Annotated in this window: 15 protein-coding genes; 8 read left to right on the plus strand and 7 right to left on the minus strand. The window is 66.8% G+C overall.

Features of this window, described 5'->3' with window-relative positions; all coding sequences use genetic code 11:
- Positions 1–110: 110 nt before the first annotated feature.
- A complete protein-coding gene (locus AB0H36_RS27730) occupies positions 111–893 on the minus strand; it encodes an IclR family transcriptional regulator (RefSeq protein ID WP_360529498.1) in 783 nt (260 codons plus the stop codon).
- Positions 894–995: 102 nt separating this feature from the next.
- Here AB0H36_RS27730 and AB0H36_RS27735 point away from each other — a divergent pair, with 102 nt between their 5' ends.
- Positions 996–2,171, plus strand: coding sequence for a CoA transferase (locus AB0H36_RS27735; protein WP_360529501.1), 1,176 nt, complete (start codon positions 996–998; stop codon positions 2,169–2,171).
- On the opposite strand, the gene AB0H36_RS27740 is transcribed toward AB0H36_RS27735, so the two are convergent.
- From AB0H36_RS27740 to AB0H36_RS27765, 6 genes are read right to left on the minus strand one after another with little or no spacing between them, the layout of a single operon-like run.
- Complete coding sequence (locus AB0H36_RS27740; protein WP_360529504.1) at positions 2,150–2,908, minus strand: SDR family NAD(P)-dependent oxidoreductase; 759 nt, start codon at positions 2,906–2,908, stop codon at positions 2,150–2,152. The genes AB0H36_RS27735 and AB0H36_RS27740 overlap by 22 nt on opposite strands.
- An 18-nt stretch (positions 2,909–2,926) precedes the next feature.
- Complete coding sequence (locus AB0H36_RS27745; protein ID WP_360529507.1) at positions 2,927–3,517, minus strand: SDR family oxidoreductase; 591 nt, start codon at positions 3,515–3,517, stop codon at positions 2,927–2,929.
- A complete protein-coding gene (locus AB0H36_RS27750) occupies positions 3,514–4,659 on the minus strand; it encodes a thiolase family protein (RefSeq protein ID WP_360529510.1) in 1,146 nt (381 codons plus the stop codon). Before AB0H36_RS27750 ends, AB0H36_RS27745 begins: the two co-directional genes overlap by 4 nt.
- Positions 4,656–5,096, minus strand: a complete 441-nt coding sequence (locus tag AB0H36_RS27755) for an OB-fold domain-containing protein (RefSeq protein ID WP_360529513.1) — start codon at positions 5,094–5,096, stop codon at positions 4,656–4,658. Before AB0H36_RS27755 ends, AB0H36_RS27750 begins: the two co-directional genes overlap by 4 nt.
- Before the next feature lie 28 nt (positions 5,097–5,124).
- Positions 5,125–5,928 (minus strand): enoyl-CoA hydratase-related protein, encoded by an 804-nt coding sequence (locus AB0H36_RS27760; protein ID WP_360529516.1) that lies wholly within the window; start codon positions 5,926–5,928, stop codon positions 5,125–5,127.
- The gene (locus AB0H36_RS27765; RefSeq protein WP_360529519.1) at positions 5,928–7,154 is read right to left on the minus strand and encodes a CoA transferase; all 1,227 of its coding nucleotides are present in this window, start codon (positions 7,152–7,154) and stop codon (positions 5,928–5,930) included. The genes AB0H36_RS27760 and AB0H36_RS27765 overlap by 1 nt, the downstream gene beginning before the upstream one ends.
- A gap of 213 nt (positions 7,155–7,367) precedes the next feature.
- Between AB0H36_RS27765 and AB0H36_RS27770 the strand changes: the two genes are divergently transcribed.
- The 7 genes from AB0H36_RS27770 to AB0H36_RS27800 all read left to right on the plus strand — a co-directional run bounded on the left by AB0H36_RS27770 (position 7,368) and on the right by AB0H36_RS27800 (position 15,585).
- A complete protein-coding gene (locus tag AB0H36_RS27770; RefSeq protein ID WP_360529522.1) occupies positions 7,368–8,384 on the plus strand; it encodes an NAD(P)-dependent oxidoreductase in 1,017 nt (338 codons plus the stop codon).
- Complete coding sequence (locus AB0H36_RS27775) at positions 8,381–9,856, plus strand: aldehyde dehydrogenase (protein WP_360529525.1); 1,476 nt, start codon at positions 8,381–8,383, stop codon at positions 9,854–9,856. Before AB0H36_RS27770 ends, AB0H36_RS27775 begins: the two co-directional genes overlap by 4 nt.
- A gap of 38 nt (positions 9,857–9,894) precedes the next feature.
- A complete protein-coding gene (locus AB0H36_RS27780) occupies positions 9,895–11,325 on the plus strand; it encodes an FAD-binding protein (protein ID WP_360529528.1) in 1,431 nt (476 codons plus the stop codon).
- A gap of 127 nt (positions 11,326–11,452) precedes the next feature.
- Positions 11,453–12,769 carry an MFS transporter gene (locus AB0H36_RS27785; protein WP_360529531.1) on the plus strand — a complete coding sequence of 439 codons (1,317 nt, stop codon included), beginning with the start codon at positions 11,453–11,455 and terminating at the stop codon, positions 12,767–12,769.
- A gap of 52 nt (positions 12,770–12,821) precedes the next feature.
- The gene (locus AB0H36_RS27790) at positions 12,822–13,655 is read left to right on the plus strand and encodes an ABC transporter ATP-binding protein (protein ID WP_360529534.1); all 834 of its coding nucleotides are present in this window, start codon (positions 12,822–12,824) and stop codon (positions 13,653–13,655) included.
- 28 nt (positions 13,656–13,683) lie between these two features.
- The gene (locus tag AB0H36_RS27795; RefSeq protein WP_360529537.1) at positions 13,684–14,514 is read left to right on the plus strand and encodes an ABC transporter permease; all 831 of its coding nucleotides are present in this window, start codon (positions 13,684–13,686) and stop codon (positions 14,512–14,514) included.
- 24 nt (positions 14,515–14,538) lie between these two features.
- Positions 14,539–15,585: an ABC transporter substrate-binding protein gene (locus AB0H36_RS27800; protein ID WP_360529540.1), complete on the plus strand. Its 1,047-nt coding sequence runs from the start codon at positions 14,539–14,541 to the stop codon at positions 15,583–15,585.
- Positions 15,586–15,592: the final 7 nt, after the last annotated feature.

The following is a 15,592-nucleotide window of genomic DNA, read 5'->3' on the forward strand; positions in this document are numbered from 1 at the left end:
CGAAAGGGGGTGAACGGCTACCGCGAACTCGAGACCTAAGGCTGCTGGATGGCCGGATTGTCGCCGCACGCCGCCGGGGCGCGCTCGTGCACAGGTCGCCGCGTGGTGATCTACGCCTCGGCCGAGAGGCGAGCGCCGCGGTCCTGGAGATCGGCTCCCAGTTGGGTGGAGATCCCGTTGCCGGCCTGCCGAAGTTGGTCGATGACGAAGGGGCGGCGGTCCTCCGCGAGTCGTCCGCGCGGTGCCGAGACATGGACGGCGGCGACGGCCGTGCCGGTGTGGTCCCAGATGGGTGTGGAGAGCCCGACGATTCCTTCGACGCTCTCTCCGTCGCTCATGCTGAAGCCCTGCTCCCGGATGCGGGCGTACTCCCTGCGCAGTTCCTCACGGTTGGTCTTGGTGAACGGCGTGTAGGCGTGCAGTGTGGAGGCTGAGAGCACCTTCTGCTCTAGGTCTGGGTTGTAGGCGGCCATCAGCTTGCCTACGCTCGAGGCGTGCAGGGGTCGTTCGCTGCCTAGTTGCATCACGACCGAGAGCACCTGTGAAGCCTCGAAACGGTCGACATAGGAGACGGTGTCGCCGGTGCGGACGCCGAGGTAGACGTTCTCGCTGATTGCCGACGAGAGGGCGGCGAGGTACTGGCGGGCGATGTTGCGCAGTGAGATCGAGTCGACGATGGTCAGCGAGAGCGCGATCGCCTTTGTGCCCAGTGCATAGTTGCGGGGCCCGATCGTGCGCACGGCATCGATCTCTACCATGGCCTGTAGGAGATCGTGTGCGCTGCTCATCGGCAGTCCGAGGTCCTCGCTCAGATGCTTGAGTGTCCTGCCGTCCGGGTGCTGGGAGAGGTTGAGCAGGACGCTGAGCGCTCGGTCGATCCTGTCTGAATTCATGTTCGTGTTCCCATGCCTGTTGGCCGACGGTCGTCGATACTTTACGCCCAAAGATGAGACGACACCTAGACCCCGACTCCGCATCTGCGTAGCATCATTCGCATGTACGAAGTCATTGCTTCTGGGGCCCGAAATTCAGGTCTACTCTCGGGGCTTTCGGTACTGGACCTCAGCGAGACGCGTGGCGCCTACGCTGCCCGGCTCATGGCGGACCTCGGGGCCGCGGTGTTACGCGTGGAGTCGCCGTCGCGACCCGGCGAGGATGCCGCCGATCATCTACCCGGCACGGGATCCTCAGCGCGTTCGGTGTTCAACAACCTCTCCAAGACGATCATGGAGCTCGACTACGCATCGCCGGCGGGCCGAGCAGAGCTCGACAGCATGCTGGCCTCGGCTGACGTCGTCGTCACCGATTCGCGTCCTGCGGACCTGCGACGCAAGGGCCTTGACGACCTGAGCACCAGGTACCCGCGTCTGATCCACTTGTCGGTCTCACCGTGGGGGTTGACCGGGCCTGGCAAGGACCGTCCAGCCTCCGACCTGTCGCTCCTTGCTGCCGGCGGGCTCTTGGCTTTGGCTGGTGATCCCGACGATCCGCCAGTCCGCCCATATGCCGAGCAGTCCTCGGTGGCCGCCAGCTTGCACGGCGTGGTGGCTACCTTGATCGCGTTGTTGGCGCGCGACTCCGAGGGGACGGACGGCGCGGGCCAGCTCGTGGATGTGTCTGCTCAGGAGGCGGTCGCCCACTCGCTGGAGAACGCCGTGCAGTACGTCGACCTGGAGGGGGTCGTGCGAACTCGCACGGGAGCACGGTCGAGCGAGGCGGGCAGCGGACTGTTCCGATGCGTCGACGGACTCGTGTATCTCGTCACCGGGCTGGGCGGTCTGCCGTTGGCCTGGGACGGTCTTATCGACTGGATGCGTGCTTCGGGGTCGGACGCGATCGCCGACGAGCTGAGCCGGGAGCGGTGGCGGGACCAGCGGTGGCGCCGCTCGGCCGAGGCTGCGCTTGAGTTCCGCACCTTGTTCGAGCGCCACTCCGACGGCCGAACGAAAGTCGACCTGTGCGAGCAGGGGCAGCGCCATGGGGTGAGCATCTCGCCGGTGTCCACCCCGGAGGACTTGCTGCGAAATGAGCAGCTGCTCGCGCGTGGCTTCTTCCGTCATGTCGTCGTCGACGGTGAGCCCGTGACCGTGCCGGGTGCTCCCTACCGAGTCGAAGGTGTCGACGTCGGCCCGGTCTCACCGCGTCGTGTTCACCGTGCCGGGCGGGCGTAGAGGCTCTTGCCCCCGCACACGTAGAGAACCTGGCCGGTGACACCCGCGCTGGTCGGCCCGGCCAGGTATGCGGTCGCCCAGGCGACGTCGCGGTCGGATCCGATCGTGCCCAGTGGTTGTGCCTGCAGGAGGCGTTCCATCACGTGCGCCGGCTCGGCACGCAACAGGGGCGTGTCGATGAGGCCGGGGGCGATGCAGTTGACCCTGACGTCGTACCTGGCCAGTTCGATGGCCATCGAGCGGGTGGCCGACACAACTCCGCCCTTGGCCGAGGCGTAGGCGGTCTGGCCCCACCAGCCCAGCCAGGCCCGGGAGGCGATGTTGACGATGGTCCCGCCCCGGGATTCGTCGGCGGTCATCTGCCGTGCGGCCGCCTGCGAGCACAGCATGACCCCGGTCTGGCTGACCGCGATGGTGGCGTTCCACTGCTGGTCGGTGAGCTTGCGCAGGCCCGCGTCGATGCTGATGCCGGCGTTGTTGACGAGAATGTCGACGGGCCCGAATCGTTCACGGGTCTGGCCGAACGCGTCCTCTACCGAGGACCGCGACGTGACGTCGAGCGGTTGCCCGGCGGCGTTGCCGCCCTCGTCGATGATGTGCTGGGCCGCCCGTGCGGCTCCCGGTTCGTTGAGATCCGCAACCACCACGTTCGCGCCCAAGGACGCCAGTTCGCGCGCGATCGCGAACCCGATTCCCTGGGCCGAGCCGGTCACCAGCGCGGTCTTGTTGCTGAGCATCGTGATCATCCTTCGAAGTCAAACCGAGAGGCTCGACAGCAAGCTGGAGCCGCCGTCGACGTAGAACACCTGGCCGGTGATGTAGCGGCTGCGGGCGTCGGCGAAGAACGCGACCGCGTTGGCGATGTCGACCGAGGTGATCTTGTGGGGTGTGAGGCGCCGGGGCTCTGTAGGCACCTCGTTAGCGGGCGGTGGTCCACTGAAGTTGGGGACTACGACATTGACCGTCACCCCGGCAGGAGCCATCGACAGCGCCAGGCTGCGTGCGGCGGCCACCAAGGCTCCGGCGGCAGCCGCCAGCCGGATCCGTGGGGCGGCGCCGAGCCAGTCGCGCGCAGCGATGACGACGACGGCCCCGCCTCCCGCCGAGATCAGCTGTTGGCGATGGGCATCGACGAGCGGCTCCAGTTGGCACGCGCGCGGCAGTGGATCCGTGCTGGCCGTTGTGTCCTCGTACAGACCCGGGTTGAAGACCAGTGCGTCGATCGTCGTTGTGGCCGGCTGGTCGCGCAGCACCTCGAAACCCGTGGCCGTCAGCTGACTGAAGCAGGCCGCGCTGATGTCGTCGTCGACGCCGTGGAGGACGGCAAGTGGCGTTGTCGTAGTCACTCGGCGGCCTCCAGGATGTGGACCGAGCAGGCCCCGTTGTCGACACCGAAGATCCCTCCGCCGGTGGTGTGGTTGAGGGCGATTCGGGCGTTGTCGATCTGCAGGGCACCTGCCTGGCCGGTGAGCTGCCAGTAGGACTCGGCGAGCTGGCTGACGCCGGTAGCACCGACCGGGTGACCACGCGACAGCAGGCCGCCGCTCGGGGACACCGCGACGCGGCCGTCACGAGCGAAGTCCCCGTCGAGGACGTCGCGGTGCGCCTTGCCCCGTTCGGAGATTCCGAGCGCCTCGGAATGCAGGAGCTCGGCGATGCTGAATGCATCGTGCAGCTCGACCAGGTCCAGGTCGTTGGGCCCAAGGTCGGCCCGCTGGTAGGCCAGTGACGCGGCGCGGTGGGTGATGTCGGGCCAGGTCATGTCCCGATACCCGGTGTGGAACTGTCCCGAGAGGACGACGCTGGCACGGATAGCGACGGTCGGGCGCTGGATGGTCCGTGCGAAGTCCTGGCTGCAGACCAGTACGGCGGCGGCGCCGTCGCTGTTCGGGCAGCAGTGGAGCAACCTGAGCGGGTCGGCCACGGGCCGGGACTGCTCGACCTCGTCAGGGGTTACGGCTGTCTGGAAGTGCGCCCGGGGGTTCAGCGCCCCGTTGCCGCGGTTCTTCACCGACACCGCATCAAGACTCGCAACGTCGGCACCGAAGTCGTGCAGGTAGCGCTGCGCGCGCATGGCATAGGTCGCCGGCATGACGACACCTTGGGAGGTCTCGATGTCGTTTGTGGTCAGGGGCAATGCTCCGCCGCCGAACACCGAGAGCTGGTCGACGCCGACCACCGCCACACAGTCATAGGTGCCGGCCGCGACTGCCTGCCATGCCAGGTGTACGGCCGTCCCGCCGCTGGCGCAGGCGTTCTCGACGGTGAAGACGGGCGGCCCCGAGATCGCCGCCCGCTGCATGACGCGCTGGGCGATCAGCGAGCCGCCGTAGACGCTTCCGACGAAGCCGGCGTCGACCTGCTCAGGGGCTACTCCGCTGCTGCGCAAGAGGGTTTGCAGGCTGCGGCCGCCGATCTCGGCGACGTTGTCCCCGACCTTCTTTCCGAAGGGCTCAACGGAGGCTCCGGCGATGACGACGTTCTTCATCGGGTCGTTCCTTCCGTGACCGGTGTGGCTGTGTAGGACCACAGTTCGATGGACGGTCCTGGCTCATGGCCCGGGTGAGCGGTGGGCGCTTCGGCGCCGACACGGTCCAGCACGAGCTCGACAGGTGTGCCGGGGCGCAACGGGGTCTCGCCGGGGGAGTGTGCCAGGATCCGGACGCCGTCGACGTCGACGTAGGTGAGGACATAGGGCGGCTCGAACCTGGCGGGACCGACCCTTACGACGGTTGAGGCGTACGCGACGCCGGAGGGGCCGATCTCGATCGCCGGGAGCTCGGTCAAGGTGCCAAGCGATTCCAGGGGCGGGAACCAGCGTGAGCCGTCGGTGGGGTTCTCGCTCACGCGGAGCCTGACGCGGGACTGGTCGTCGGTGGCGAACCACTGTTGACCGATCACGTGACGTTTCGAGGGTGGATGCATGCTGTCTCCTTGGTTTGGGCGTTGGTGATCAGGTGGATGAGTAGATGGGGGACCGCTTCTCGGCGAAGGCGGCGCGGCCCTCGATCCGGTCGTGGGTGTCTCTGAGCAGTCCCCACATCAGGTGTTCGGTCGCGATCGACTGCGACAGCGTCATCTCGGCGGTCCTTGCGGCCATGGTGGTGATGGCTTTGAGGGCGAGAGGGCCGTTGGCCACGACGCGCTGTGCCAGCGACATGGCCTGGTCGAGGAGCGCCTCGGGCTCGGTCACGTCGCTGACGAGGCCGTGGGCCAGTGCGGTGGCCGCGTCGATGCGTTCGCCGGTCAGGAGCATCTTCATCGCGACGGCGGGTGGCATGCAGCGCAGCAGGTTGGACACGCCACCCGCGCCGGGCACCGACGCCCAGCGCGCTTCGGGAAGACCGAACGTGGCGGTCGTCGAAGCGATGCGCAGGTGGCATTCGAGGGCGATCTCGAGCCCGCCGCCGATGGCGTGGCCGTTGATGGCGGCGATGAGCGGCTTGGCGATCCCGAGCTCGTGCAGTGTGATGGCCCGGATGTAGGTGCCGGCGTCGACCGCGTTCTGCCAGGAGTTGAGGTGGGCGGCAGCGAACGGTGTCTGGTCGGGCAGGGTACGGCGCAGGTCGGCACCGGTGCAGAAGGCCTTGGTTCCCTCACCGGTGATGATCGCGACATCCAGGTCGGGGTGGTCGCGGAACCCGATCAGAGCCGCCGCAAGCCGCTGCATCGAGTCGGGGTCGAGGGCGTTGAGCACCTCGGGGCGGTTCATCCGGATCAGTCGGACCCGTGCAGAGTCCTCGATATCGATGCTCATCAGCCGACCGCGCCTTCCTGGAGTGCCTTGTCGTAGTCGTCCTGGCTCATCCCGAGCAGTTGCGTGCACACGTCGTGGGTGTCGGCTCCCAGCAGCGGAGCCGGCCCGCGCAGCCGACCTGGGGTGCGGGACAGGGTGTAGGGGAGGTTGTCGTAAACACTGGGCCCCATCTCTGGGTGGTCGAGCACGACCCAGTGGTGGCGCGCGCGAAGCTGCTGGTCGTCGTACAGGACGTCGTGGGCTGAGGCGACTCTGGCCGCTGCGATGTCATGCTCGACGAGCATGGCGGTCAGTTCGTGTGCGTCGAGCCTGCGGGTCGCCTCTGCGATGAGCTGGTCGAGCTGGTCGGCGTTGTCTCTTCGCCCTTGGGCTGTCCGGAGGCTCTCCCGCCGCAGGTCACCCGTCTGGTCGATGCATTCGATCAGGACCTGCCACTGCTCGTCGGTACCGACGGAGATCGCACACCACTCGTCGGTTCCCCGGCAGGGGTAGACCCCGTTCGGTGCATAGAGGTCGTCGCGGTTGCCACGCCGGTTGACGTGCTGGCCGACGCCGGCCGCCACGATGGCGGGCCCGACCGCGTTGATCGTCGACTCGATCTGGGCGAGCTCGATTCTGCAACCTTCACCGGTGCGGTTTCGGCGGTGCAGCGCGGCGAGGATTGCGATGGCGCCGTGCAGTGGGTTCGGCACGTGGTCTGGGTAGTTGGTGCCAGTGCCGACCGGAGGCCTGTTCGGGTAGCCACAGAGCCCGTAGAAGCCGGACAGGGCCCCGATCGAGAGTCCGTAACCGCGGTGGCGATAGTGCGGGCCGACGTTGCCCTGCATCGGCATATCCAGGTAGACCACGTCCGGCCGCACTTCGCGGGCATGGTCGTAGCCCAGCCCGAATCGGTCCATCGTCCCGGGTGTGAAGTTGTTGACCACAACGTCGCTTCGAGCGATCAGGTCGAGGGCGAGCGCCCGCCCGCGGCCGGTCTGAAGATTCAGGCAGATCGACCGCTTGCTGGAGTTCCGGTTGGCGAAGTAGCCGCTGCGGTTGACCCCGGGCACCCCGTCGCGGAATGGATGCATGTTCCGGATGACGTCGGTGCGGGCGCGGGACTCGACCTTGACGACCTCGGCGCCATGGTCGGCCAGCGGCTTGGTCATGAACGGACCGGCCCCCACCCAGGAGAAGTCCGCAACCCTGATCCCGGTCAGCGGCAACCGCTCTCCGATTCCCATTCGCGAAGTCCAATCCGTATCTACGTAACTTCTGTCATCTTCGGCGCCCGTGTGACGCCTTGTCAATCACTGAAGGGTCCTGCTGGATTCCTGTCGGGCGAAGCGCGAACGGGCCGAGACTCGCCAGATCGCGAGCTCTTGACAGACGAGTGACGGCCGACACAGACTCCGATAACTCGAAATTAACTTCGCAGAAACACGGAAGGTGGATGGATGAGCACCGGGAAGCCCAAGCTGCTGATCCTCGACGACTGGGAGGGGGAGATCGGACGGTCGGCGGCGCTGGACACCATGCGCACACTGGCGGACGTCCACGTGCTCCGGCAGCCGCTCAGCGATACTCCGGACGAGCTTGTCCGCGACGCGCGGTTCGTCATGGCCGTGCGTGAACGCACCCGTATCGACGTCGCGGTGCTGGATCGGATGCCGCAGCTCGAGATGATCCTCCAGACCGGTGGGCACGCCTACCACATCGACCTGGAACAGGCCGCCAGACGCGACATCGTGGTTCCTCTGTGGAGGGAGAACGCGGCCTGTGAGGCCGCCGTGCGCGAGCTGACGATCGGGTTGATGATCGCCGCGCTGCGCCGGGTGCCTGAGGCGGTCCGTGACGCCGACGCCGGGAACTGGACCCAGAACATGGGCGGCACGCTGCGCGGGCGGCGGCTCGGCATCCTCGGGCTCGGCCTCCAGGGCCGCGCGGTCGCCCGGCTGGGCAGGGCCTTCGACATGGATGTCGTCGCCTCCGTCAGCGAGAGCGGAAACACCCACAGCGTGGACGGAACCCCTCGGATCCCGCTGGACGAGCTGCTGGCGACCTCCGATGTGGTCAGCGTTCACCTGCGGCTGTCGGAACGCTCGCGTGGCTACCTCAGCCGGGAACGGCTGCGGGCGATGAAGCCCGGATCGGTGCTCGTCAACACCGCCCGCGGCGCGATCGTGGACCAGGATGCGCTCGCCGAGGTCCTCGCGAACGGACCGTTGCGGGCCGCCGGCCTCGACGTGTTCGCCCACGAGCCGCTCCCGGCCGACTCGCCGCTGCGGACCCTGCCCAACGTCGTCCTCACCCCGCACGTCGGATGGGTGGTCGCGGAAGCATTCGCCGAATTCGCCCAGGGCGCCACCGACCAGCTGGCCGACTACCTCCAGGGCAAGCTGCCCGAGTCCGAGCTCGCCTTCGCACCTCGCAAGCGCCAGGTGCCCGGGCACCTGGGAGGGGTGATCGCGTGAGCCTGTCGCATACCAACCACTGGATCCGGGGCCGCGACACCGCCCCGGAGTCCGGCAACTACCTGCCCACCCTCGACCCGATGAACAGGCAACCGTGGTGGGAGATCGCCGCCGGGGACGACGCCGACGTGAAAGCGGCCGTCTCGGCCGCCGACGAGGCTTTCCGCTCGTGGCGCCGCGTCGGGCCAACCCAGCGCGCCAACATCTTGTGGAGGCTTGGTGACCTCATCGCAGAGCACGCACAGGAGCTGGCCGACCTCGAGTCGCGCGACGCCGGCAAGGTGATCCGCGAAGTCCTCACCCAACAGAACATGCTGTCGAACTGGTACCACTACTACGCGTCCTTGGCCTACCAGCTCGACGGCCGCCAGATCCCGCACGACAAGGCATCCCTGCTCACGGTGACAGTCAGGGAGCCGTACGGCGTGATCGGGGTGATCCCGGCCTTCAACTCCCCGATGCTCCTCGGCTCGATGAGCCTCGCGCCCGCGATCGCAGCGGGGAACACGGTCGTGGTCAAGCCACCTGAAGTGAACTCCCAGTCCCTCTACTTGCTCGCCAAGCTCGCCACGCAGGCGGGGCTTCCCGACGGTGTCCTCAACGTCGTCCACGGCGATGGGGCGGTCGCCGGCGACGCGCTCGTCGGAGAACCGCTGGTGAGAAAGGTGTTCTTCACCGGAGGCGTGGACTCTGCGCGGCTGGTCGCCGCCCGCGCCGCCCAGGGACTCAAACAGAGCGTCTTCGAGCTCGGCGGCAAGTCGGCCAACATCTTCTTCGAAGACGTCGACCTCGACCGTGCTGTCGACGGCGTCGTGACGGGGATCTTCGCCGCCGCCGGCCAGACCTGCATCGCCGGGTCCAGACTCCTCGCACACGAGAGCATCGCCGACGAGCTGGTCCGCCGGGTCGCCGCGCGAGCCAAGACGATCAGACTCGGCGACCCTCGTGACCCGCGGACCGAGATGGGCCCGATGTCGCAGGCCAAGATCTACGACGGAGTCGTCACCCGGGTCGCCAAGGCCGTCAAGCAGGGCGCCGCCGTCGAGGCCGGCGGGCTGGACCAGCTCACCGACCAGGACGGCTGGTTCTTCCCGCCCACCGTGCTGGACGGGATCACCAACGACATGGATGTCGCACAGAACGAACTGTTCGGGCCCGTCTTGTCAGTGATCCGGTTCAGCGACGAGGACGAGGCAATCGGCATCGCCAACGACACGCCGTTCGGTCTCGCCGCCGGCGTGTGGACCAACGACTTCCGGCGTGCCCACCGCGTTGCCCGTGAGCTCGAGGCCGGGACGATCTGGGTCAACACCTACCGCTCGTTGCATCCAGCAACGCCCTTCGGCGGAATCAAGGAGAGTGGCCACGGTCGCGAGAACGGCTTGGAAGGGTTCGCCGAGTTCACCCAGCCCAAAGCCATCTGGTTTGAGTCCGACGAGGACGCCATCACCGACCCGTTCAGCCTGCGCTGACGAGTGGTCGACCATCGTGGAGGAGAAGGAGTGACACTATGCACAACCAGTACGAACTGATCGTCGTCGGACACGGTGCGGCCGGATTGGCCGCCGCAGTCACCTACGCGGAGAACTCGGCGAAGAGCGGGGTCCAGGCACGCGTCGCGATCCTGGACCGCGGCCCCAAGGAGCAGCGCGGCGGCGCGACCCGCTGGACCGGCGCCTTTCTGCGTATCGACCCGGACGGCAAGCTCGACCCCAACTGGGTCGACTACATGCAGAAGGTCTCCGGCGGACTGGCCGACCGCGCCTACTGTGAACGGTTCGAGGAGCAGACCCCGGCCACCGTGGCGTTCCTGCGCGAACACGGCGTGAAGCTGCTGTTCGACGAGTTCCCGCTCGCCCACACCTTTGACAACGGCGTCCCCTCGGTGACCCCTCCCGGCCGGCCCGATGGTGGCGGCCTAGCTATCGTCGAAGCACTCTCCACAACCCTTGAGTCCTTCGAAGGGGTCGACTTCCTCTACGAAACCGAGGCGATCCGTCTCACGACCGACGACGCCGGCCGCGTCAACGGCGTCGTGGTCAGGGACAACACCGGTCTGCAGCGGACTCTGACCGCCCCCGCGGTCGTCCTGGCCTGCGGTGGATTCCAGGGCAACCCGGAAATGCTCACCCGATACATCGGCGAGCGTGCCTGCGATCTGCCCATCATCGCTCCCGGTGTCGCAGGCAACCGCGGGGACGGGATCCGCATGACCCTCGAGGTCGGCGGCGACACCGCCGGCCAGTTCGACATGATCCACGCCGAGCCGTTCGACCTGCGCAGCCACGCGGCCGACGCCGTGCTCTACACCTTCCCGACCGGCATCTTCGTCAACGAGAACGCCCAGCGCTTCTACGACGAAGGCAACGACACCTGGGACAACACCTTCGAGAAGGTCGGCTACGAGATCTGGAAGAACCAGAACCAGAAAGCGTTCTGGATCGCCGACGCCAAGACCCAGCGGATCCCTGGCATCGAACTGGGCTGGCTCTCCGACCTGGCCCCCGAGCAGGCCGATACCATCGAGGAACTGGCCGAGCGGTTCGGGCTCGACCCCGCCCAGCTCGCCGCCACTGTCGCCGAGTTCAACGCCTCGGTCTCCGACGACGACTTCGACTGGCGAACCCGCGACGGTAAGCACACCATCGGCCTCGACGTTCCCAAGTCGAACTGGGCCGTGCCGCTCGACGAAGGCCCATACATCGGGTTCCCCCTCACCGGCGTCATCTGCTTCACCTTCGGCGGTGTCCGCACAGACATCGACGCCCGAGTCGTCACGCCCTCCGGCACACCCATCCCCGGCCTCTACGCCGCCGGTGAACTGACCGGCCTCTTCTACCACGAGTACCCGGTCGCGACCTCGGTCCTGCGCTCGCTCACCTTCGGTCGCGTCGCGGCCGAGCACGCCCTCAAGACGGCAACCCAGCTCTCGCCGGCCTGAACAAGCACCCCACCCCCTCCGCTGACAAGCGCTCGTGTCCGACCACGCCGATCGGACACGGGCTCCAGCATGCCCGAAATCGCCCCTGCCGCCTCACCCGAACGGGCCTCCCTCAGAAAGCGAAGCAATGACCACCTCCGCCGCCTCGCCGCATTCCGAGAAAGTAGCCGCACAGCAGCCCCGACTCGGCAAGTCATTCACGGCCGCCGCGATCGGCAACGCCGTCGAGTGGTACGACTGGACCATCTACTCGACCTTCGCTGTCTACTTCTCGGTCCAGTTCTTCGACCCCAGCGACCCCACCGTCGCGCTCCTGTCGACCTTCGGGATCTTCGCAGTCGGCTTCTTCGTCCGCCCCCTGGGGGGATGGCTGCTCGGCATCTATGCCGACCGGAAGGGCAGAAAGGCCGCGCTGAGTCTGACCATCATCATGATGGCGATCCCGACGTTCGTCATCAGCTTCGCCCCCACTTACGCCACCATCGGCCTGGCGGCACCCCTCGTCCTCACCATGGCGCGCCTCGTTCAGGGCTTCGCAGCCGGAGGCGAGAGCGGCGGCTCCATGGCCTTCCTCTCCGAGATCGCCCCACCCGGCAAACGCGGCATGTACACCAGCATGTGGTACTCCACGGTCGCCGCCGGAATGATCATCGCAACTGTCCTCGGCTATGCACTCTCGCGTGCACTGACGCCGGCGCAGATGAGCACCTTCGGTTGGAGGATCCCGTTCATCATCGGCGGCGTCGCGGGCCTCATAGGCCTGTGGATCCGCCGAAGCGTCGACGAGTCACGCGTCTTCGAAGCAGCTGACGACGCACTTCGCCCGTCGAAGAACCCGTTGGTCATCCTCTTCAGGGACTACCCGCGTCAAACGGTCCGGGTCTTCGCCCTCACCGCCGGCGCCTCCGTCGGGTTCTACACGTTTGTCAGCTATCTCCCCACGCTCCTGATCAAGTCGATCAAGCTTCCCGCCGACCAGACGTTCGCGGTGCACACGACCGCGCTGTTCGTCTTCATGATCGCCTTGCCGCTCCTGGGTCGTCTCTCTGACACCGTCGGTCGCCGGCCGGTGGGATTCGCCTACACCTTCGGTGGCGCCGTCGCGATCGTGCCGCTCACGTCGATGCTCGAGCCCAGCTTCCTCACCGCCCTCCTGGTCGACATCGTCTTGATGCTGCTCCTCGCCAGCATGTACGGCGTACTCGCCGCCTTGATGACCGAGCAGTTCCCCACCGAGATGCGCGCGGTCGGCATCGGAACGCCCTACAACCTCGCCACGGCGGTCTTCGGCGGAACCGCCCCATTCCTGCTGACCTGGCTGGCCGGACGAGGCCAGCAAGCGACGTACTTCGGCTACGTCGCCGTGCTGATGGCAATCGCCGGCGTCGCCCTGCTGCTCTCCAAAGAGTCACACCAGCACGAGATCACCGCCATCGGACGATGACTGGTCGGCCAGAACGTGGGCGACAGATCCATCGGACAGAGAGGGATTCCCAATGACCATCTCCAGCCAAAGGTCAACCGCACCACCTGCCGTGTCGCTGTCCAGCCTCACGATGGCTTACCGGACGCGCGAGGGCGGGGAATACACCGCGGTCCGCAACATCGACCTGACCATTCCGCGCGGCCGATTCCTGTCCGTGGTAGGCCCGACCGGCTGCGGGAAATCGACCATTCTCAATGCGATCGCGGGGCTGCGGACGCCGAGCGCCGGGAGCGTCGAGATCGATGGCAGGATGCTGGGCGGCCTGAACAAGGCCGCCGGCTACATGTTTCAGTCGGATGCGCTGCTGCCGTGGATGACCGTTGTGGACAACGTTGCCCTCGGCCTGCAACTGCGGGGCGTCGCAGCCGCCGAACGCAGGAACCAGGCGATGGCTTGGCTGCGACGGGTGGGTCTGGCGGGCTTCGAGAAGTCCTACCCGCATCAGCTGTCCGGCGGCATGCGCAAGCGGACCGCGGTAGCGCAGACGTGGATCGTCGACCCCGGCATCTTGCTGATGGACGAGCCGTTCGGGGCACTCGATGTCCAGACCCGCCAGATCATGGAGAACGAACTGCTCGCGCTGTGGACCGGTTCCGGCAAGACCGTCGTCTTCGTGACCCACGACCTCGACGAGGCCGTCTCGCTGTCCGACGAGGTCGTCCTGCTGTCAGCCGGGCCCGCCAGCACGATCGTCGGCCGATACGAGATCGACCTGCCGAGACCGCGCGACCTGATGGACATCCGCACCCGGCCGGAGTTCACCGAGATCTATGCCCGCATCTGGTCCGACCTTCGCGAAGAGGTGATGAAGACCTATGAACGCACCGCACGCGTCGACGCCTGACCTCGTGGCCCAGCCCCAGACACCTTCCGTGCCAGATCCGGGAGCAGGCTCGACAACCCGCACCCGGCACCGCAGGCAGACGCACAGAGGACTCCTCGTCCTCAGCGCCCAAATCGGCCTGGCCGTCATCCTCATCGTCGTATGGGAGGGGCTTGCCCGCGCCGCGATCGTCGACCCGTTCTTCTTCAGCCAACCCTCCGACGTCGCACTGCGCGTCGTCGACCTGTTCCGCACCGGCGAGATCCTCGCCCACCTCCGGGTTACCCTCACCGAAGCGATCCTCGCGCTCATGGTCGGAACACTGCTCGGCCTCGTGCTCGGTTTCCTGCTCGCACGGGTCCGGCTGCTCGCCGACATCCTCGACCCCTACGTCAAAGTCCTGAACTCACTTCCCCGCGTCGTCCTTGCACCGATCTTCCTCCTCTGGTTCGGCCTCGGCATCTGGTCCAAGGTCGCCTTCGGCGTCACGCTCGTCTTCTTCATCGTCTTCTTCAACACCTACCAGGGAGTCCGCGAGGTCGACCGGGTCATCGTCGACAACACCCGGATGCTCGGCGCGAAGGAAAGGCAACTGCTTCGCCATGTCTTCTTGCCCAGCGCGCTGACCTGGATCTTCTCCAGTCTGCACGTCAGTGTCGGCTTCGCCATCGTCGGCGCCGTGGTCGGCGAGTACCTCGGCTCGTCACGCGGCGTCGGCTACCTGATTTCCCAGGCTGAGGGCACATTCGACACCACCGGCGTGTTTGCCGGCATGGTGGTGCTATCCGCCGTTGTCCTCATCATCGACGTCGTCGTCCACCGACTCGAGCGCCACCTGCTGAGGTGGAAACCCGACGCCCTCGGCACACCCACCAGCTGACTCGACCCTCAACCTGGAGGACCTATGCGCGCAATACTCCGCTCCCGGCTGCGCCGCGCTCTCGTCGGCGCTATCGCCGCGATCGTCGTGACCGGCCTCGTTGCCTGCGGCACCGACGACAACACCGAAAGTGGTGGACAGGACGAACTCACCATCGGGATCGGCGGTCAACCTCTGCTCGTCTACCTGCCCACAACCCTGGCCCAGCAACTCGGCTACTACGCCGACGAAGGCCTGACGGTCAAGATCGAGGACCTCCAAGGCGGCTCCAAGGCACTCAAAGCCCTGCAGGGAGGCAGCGTCGACGTCGTCAGCGGCTACTACGACCACACCATCCAGATGCAAGCCCTGCGCCGCGACGTCAAGGCATTCGTGAACATCCTGCGATACCCGTCGCTCGTTCTCGCGGTCTCGCCCAAGGCCCGCCGCAAGATCACCTCGATCAAGGACCTCAAGGGCGCCAACGTCGGTGTCACCGCGCCGGGCTCGTCCACCGACTTCTTCCTCAAATTCCTGCTGGTGAAGAACGGGATGAAAGCAGACGACGCCGTTGTCCAGGGCATCGGCGGCGGTTCCACCGCCGTCGCCGCGATGGAGACCGGCAAGGTCGACGCCGCGGTGATGATTGACCCCGCCTTCTCCGTTGTCGAGAAACGTGCTGGAACCGTGCAGATCCTGTCCGACACCCGCACCGCCGCCGGCGTCCAGCAGGACTTCGGAGTGTCCACCTACCCCGCCTCAGTCCTGTACTCCACCGAGGAATGGGTGACGAAGAACCCAGAGACCGCACGCAAGCTGGCCCGGGCCATCCTGCGCACACTGGAATGGATGCGGCAGCACTCGGCCACCGAGATCGCCGCGAAAATGCCAGAGGAGTTCGCCTCCGGCGACGTGGCCGTCTACCAACAGTCAATCGAGAAGGCGCTGCCGGCGTTCTCGACCGACGGGAAGATCCGGGCCGACGGCGCCGACGCGGTGTACAACGTTCTGAAGCAGTTCGACCCCGAGGTGGCAGCAGCGAAGATTGTCGTGGCGAAGTCCTACACCAACGACTACGTATCGGTCCCATAACGAGCAG

Source organism: Kribbella sp. NPDC050820 (genome assembly GCF_040653975.1).
Classification (GTDB): Bacteria; Actinomycetota; Actinomycetes; order Propionibacteriales; family Kribbellaceae; genus Kribbella.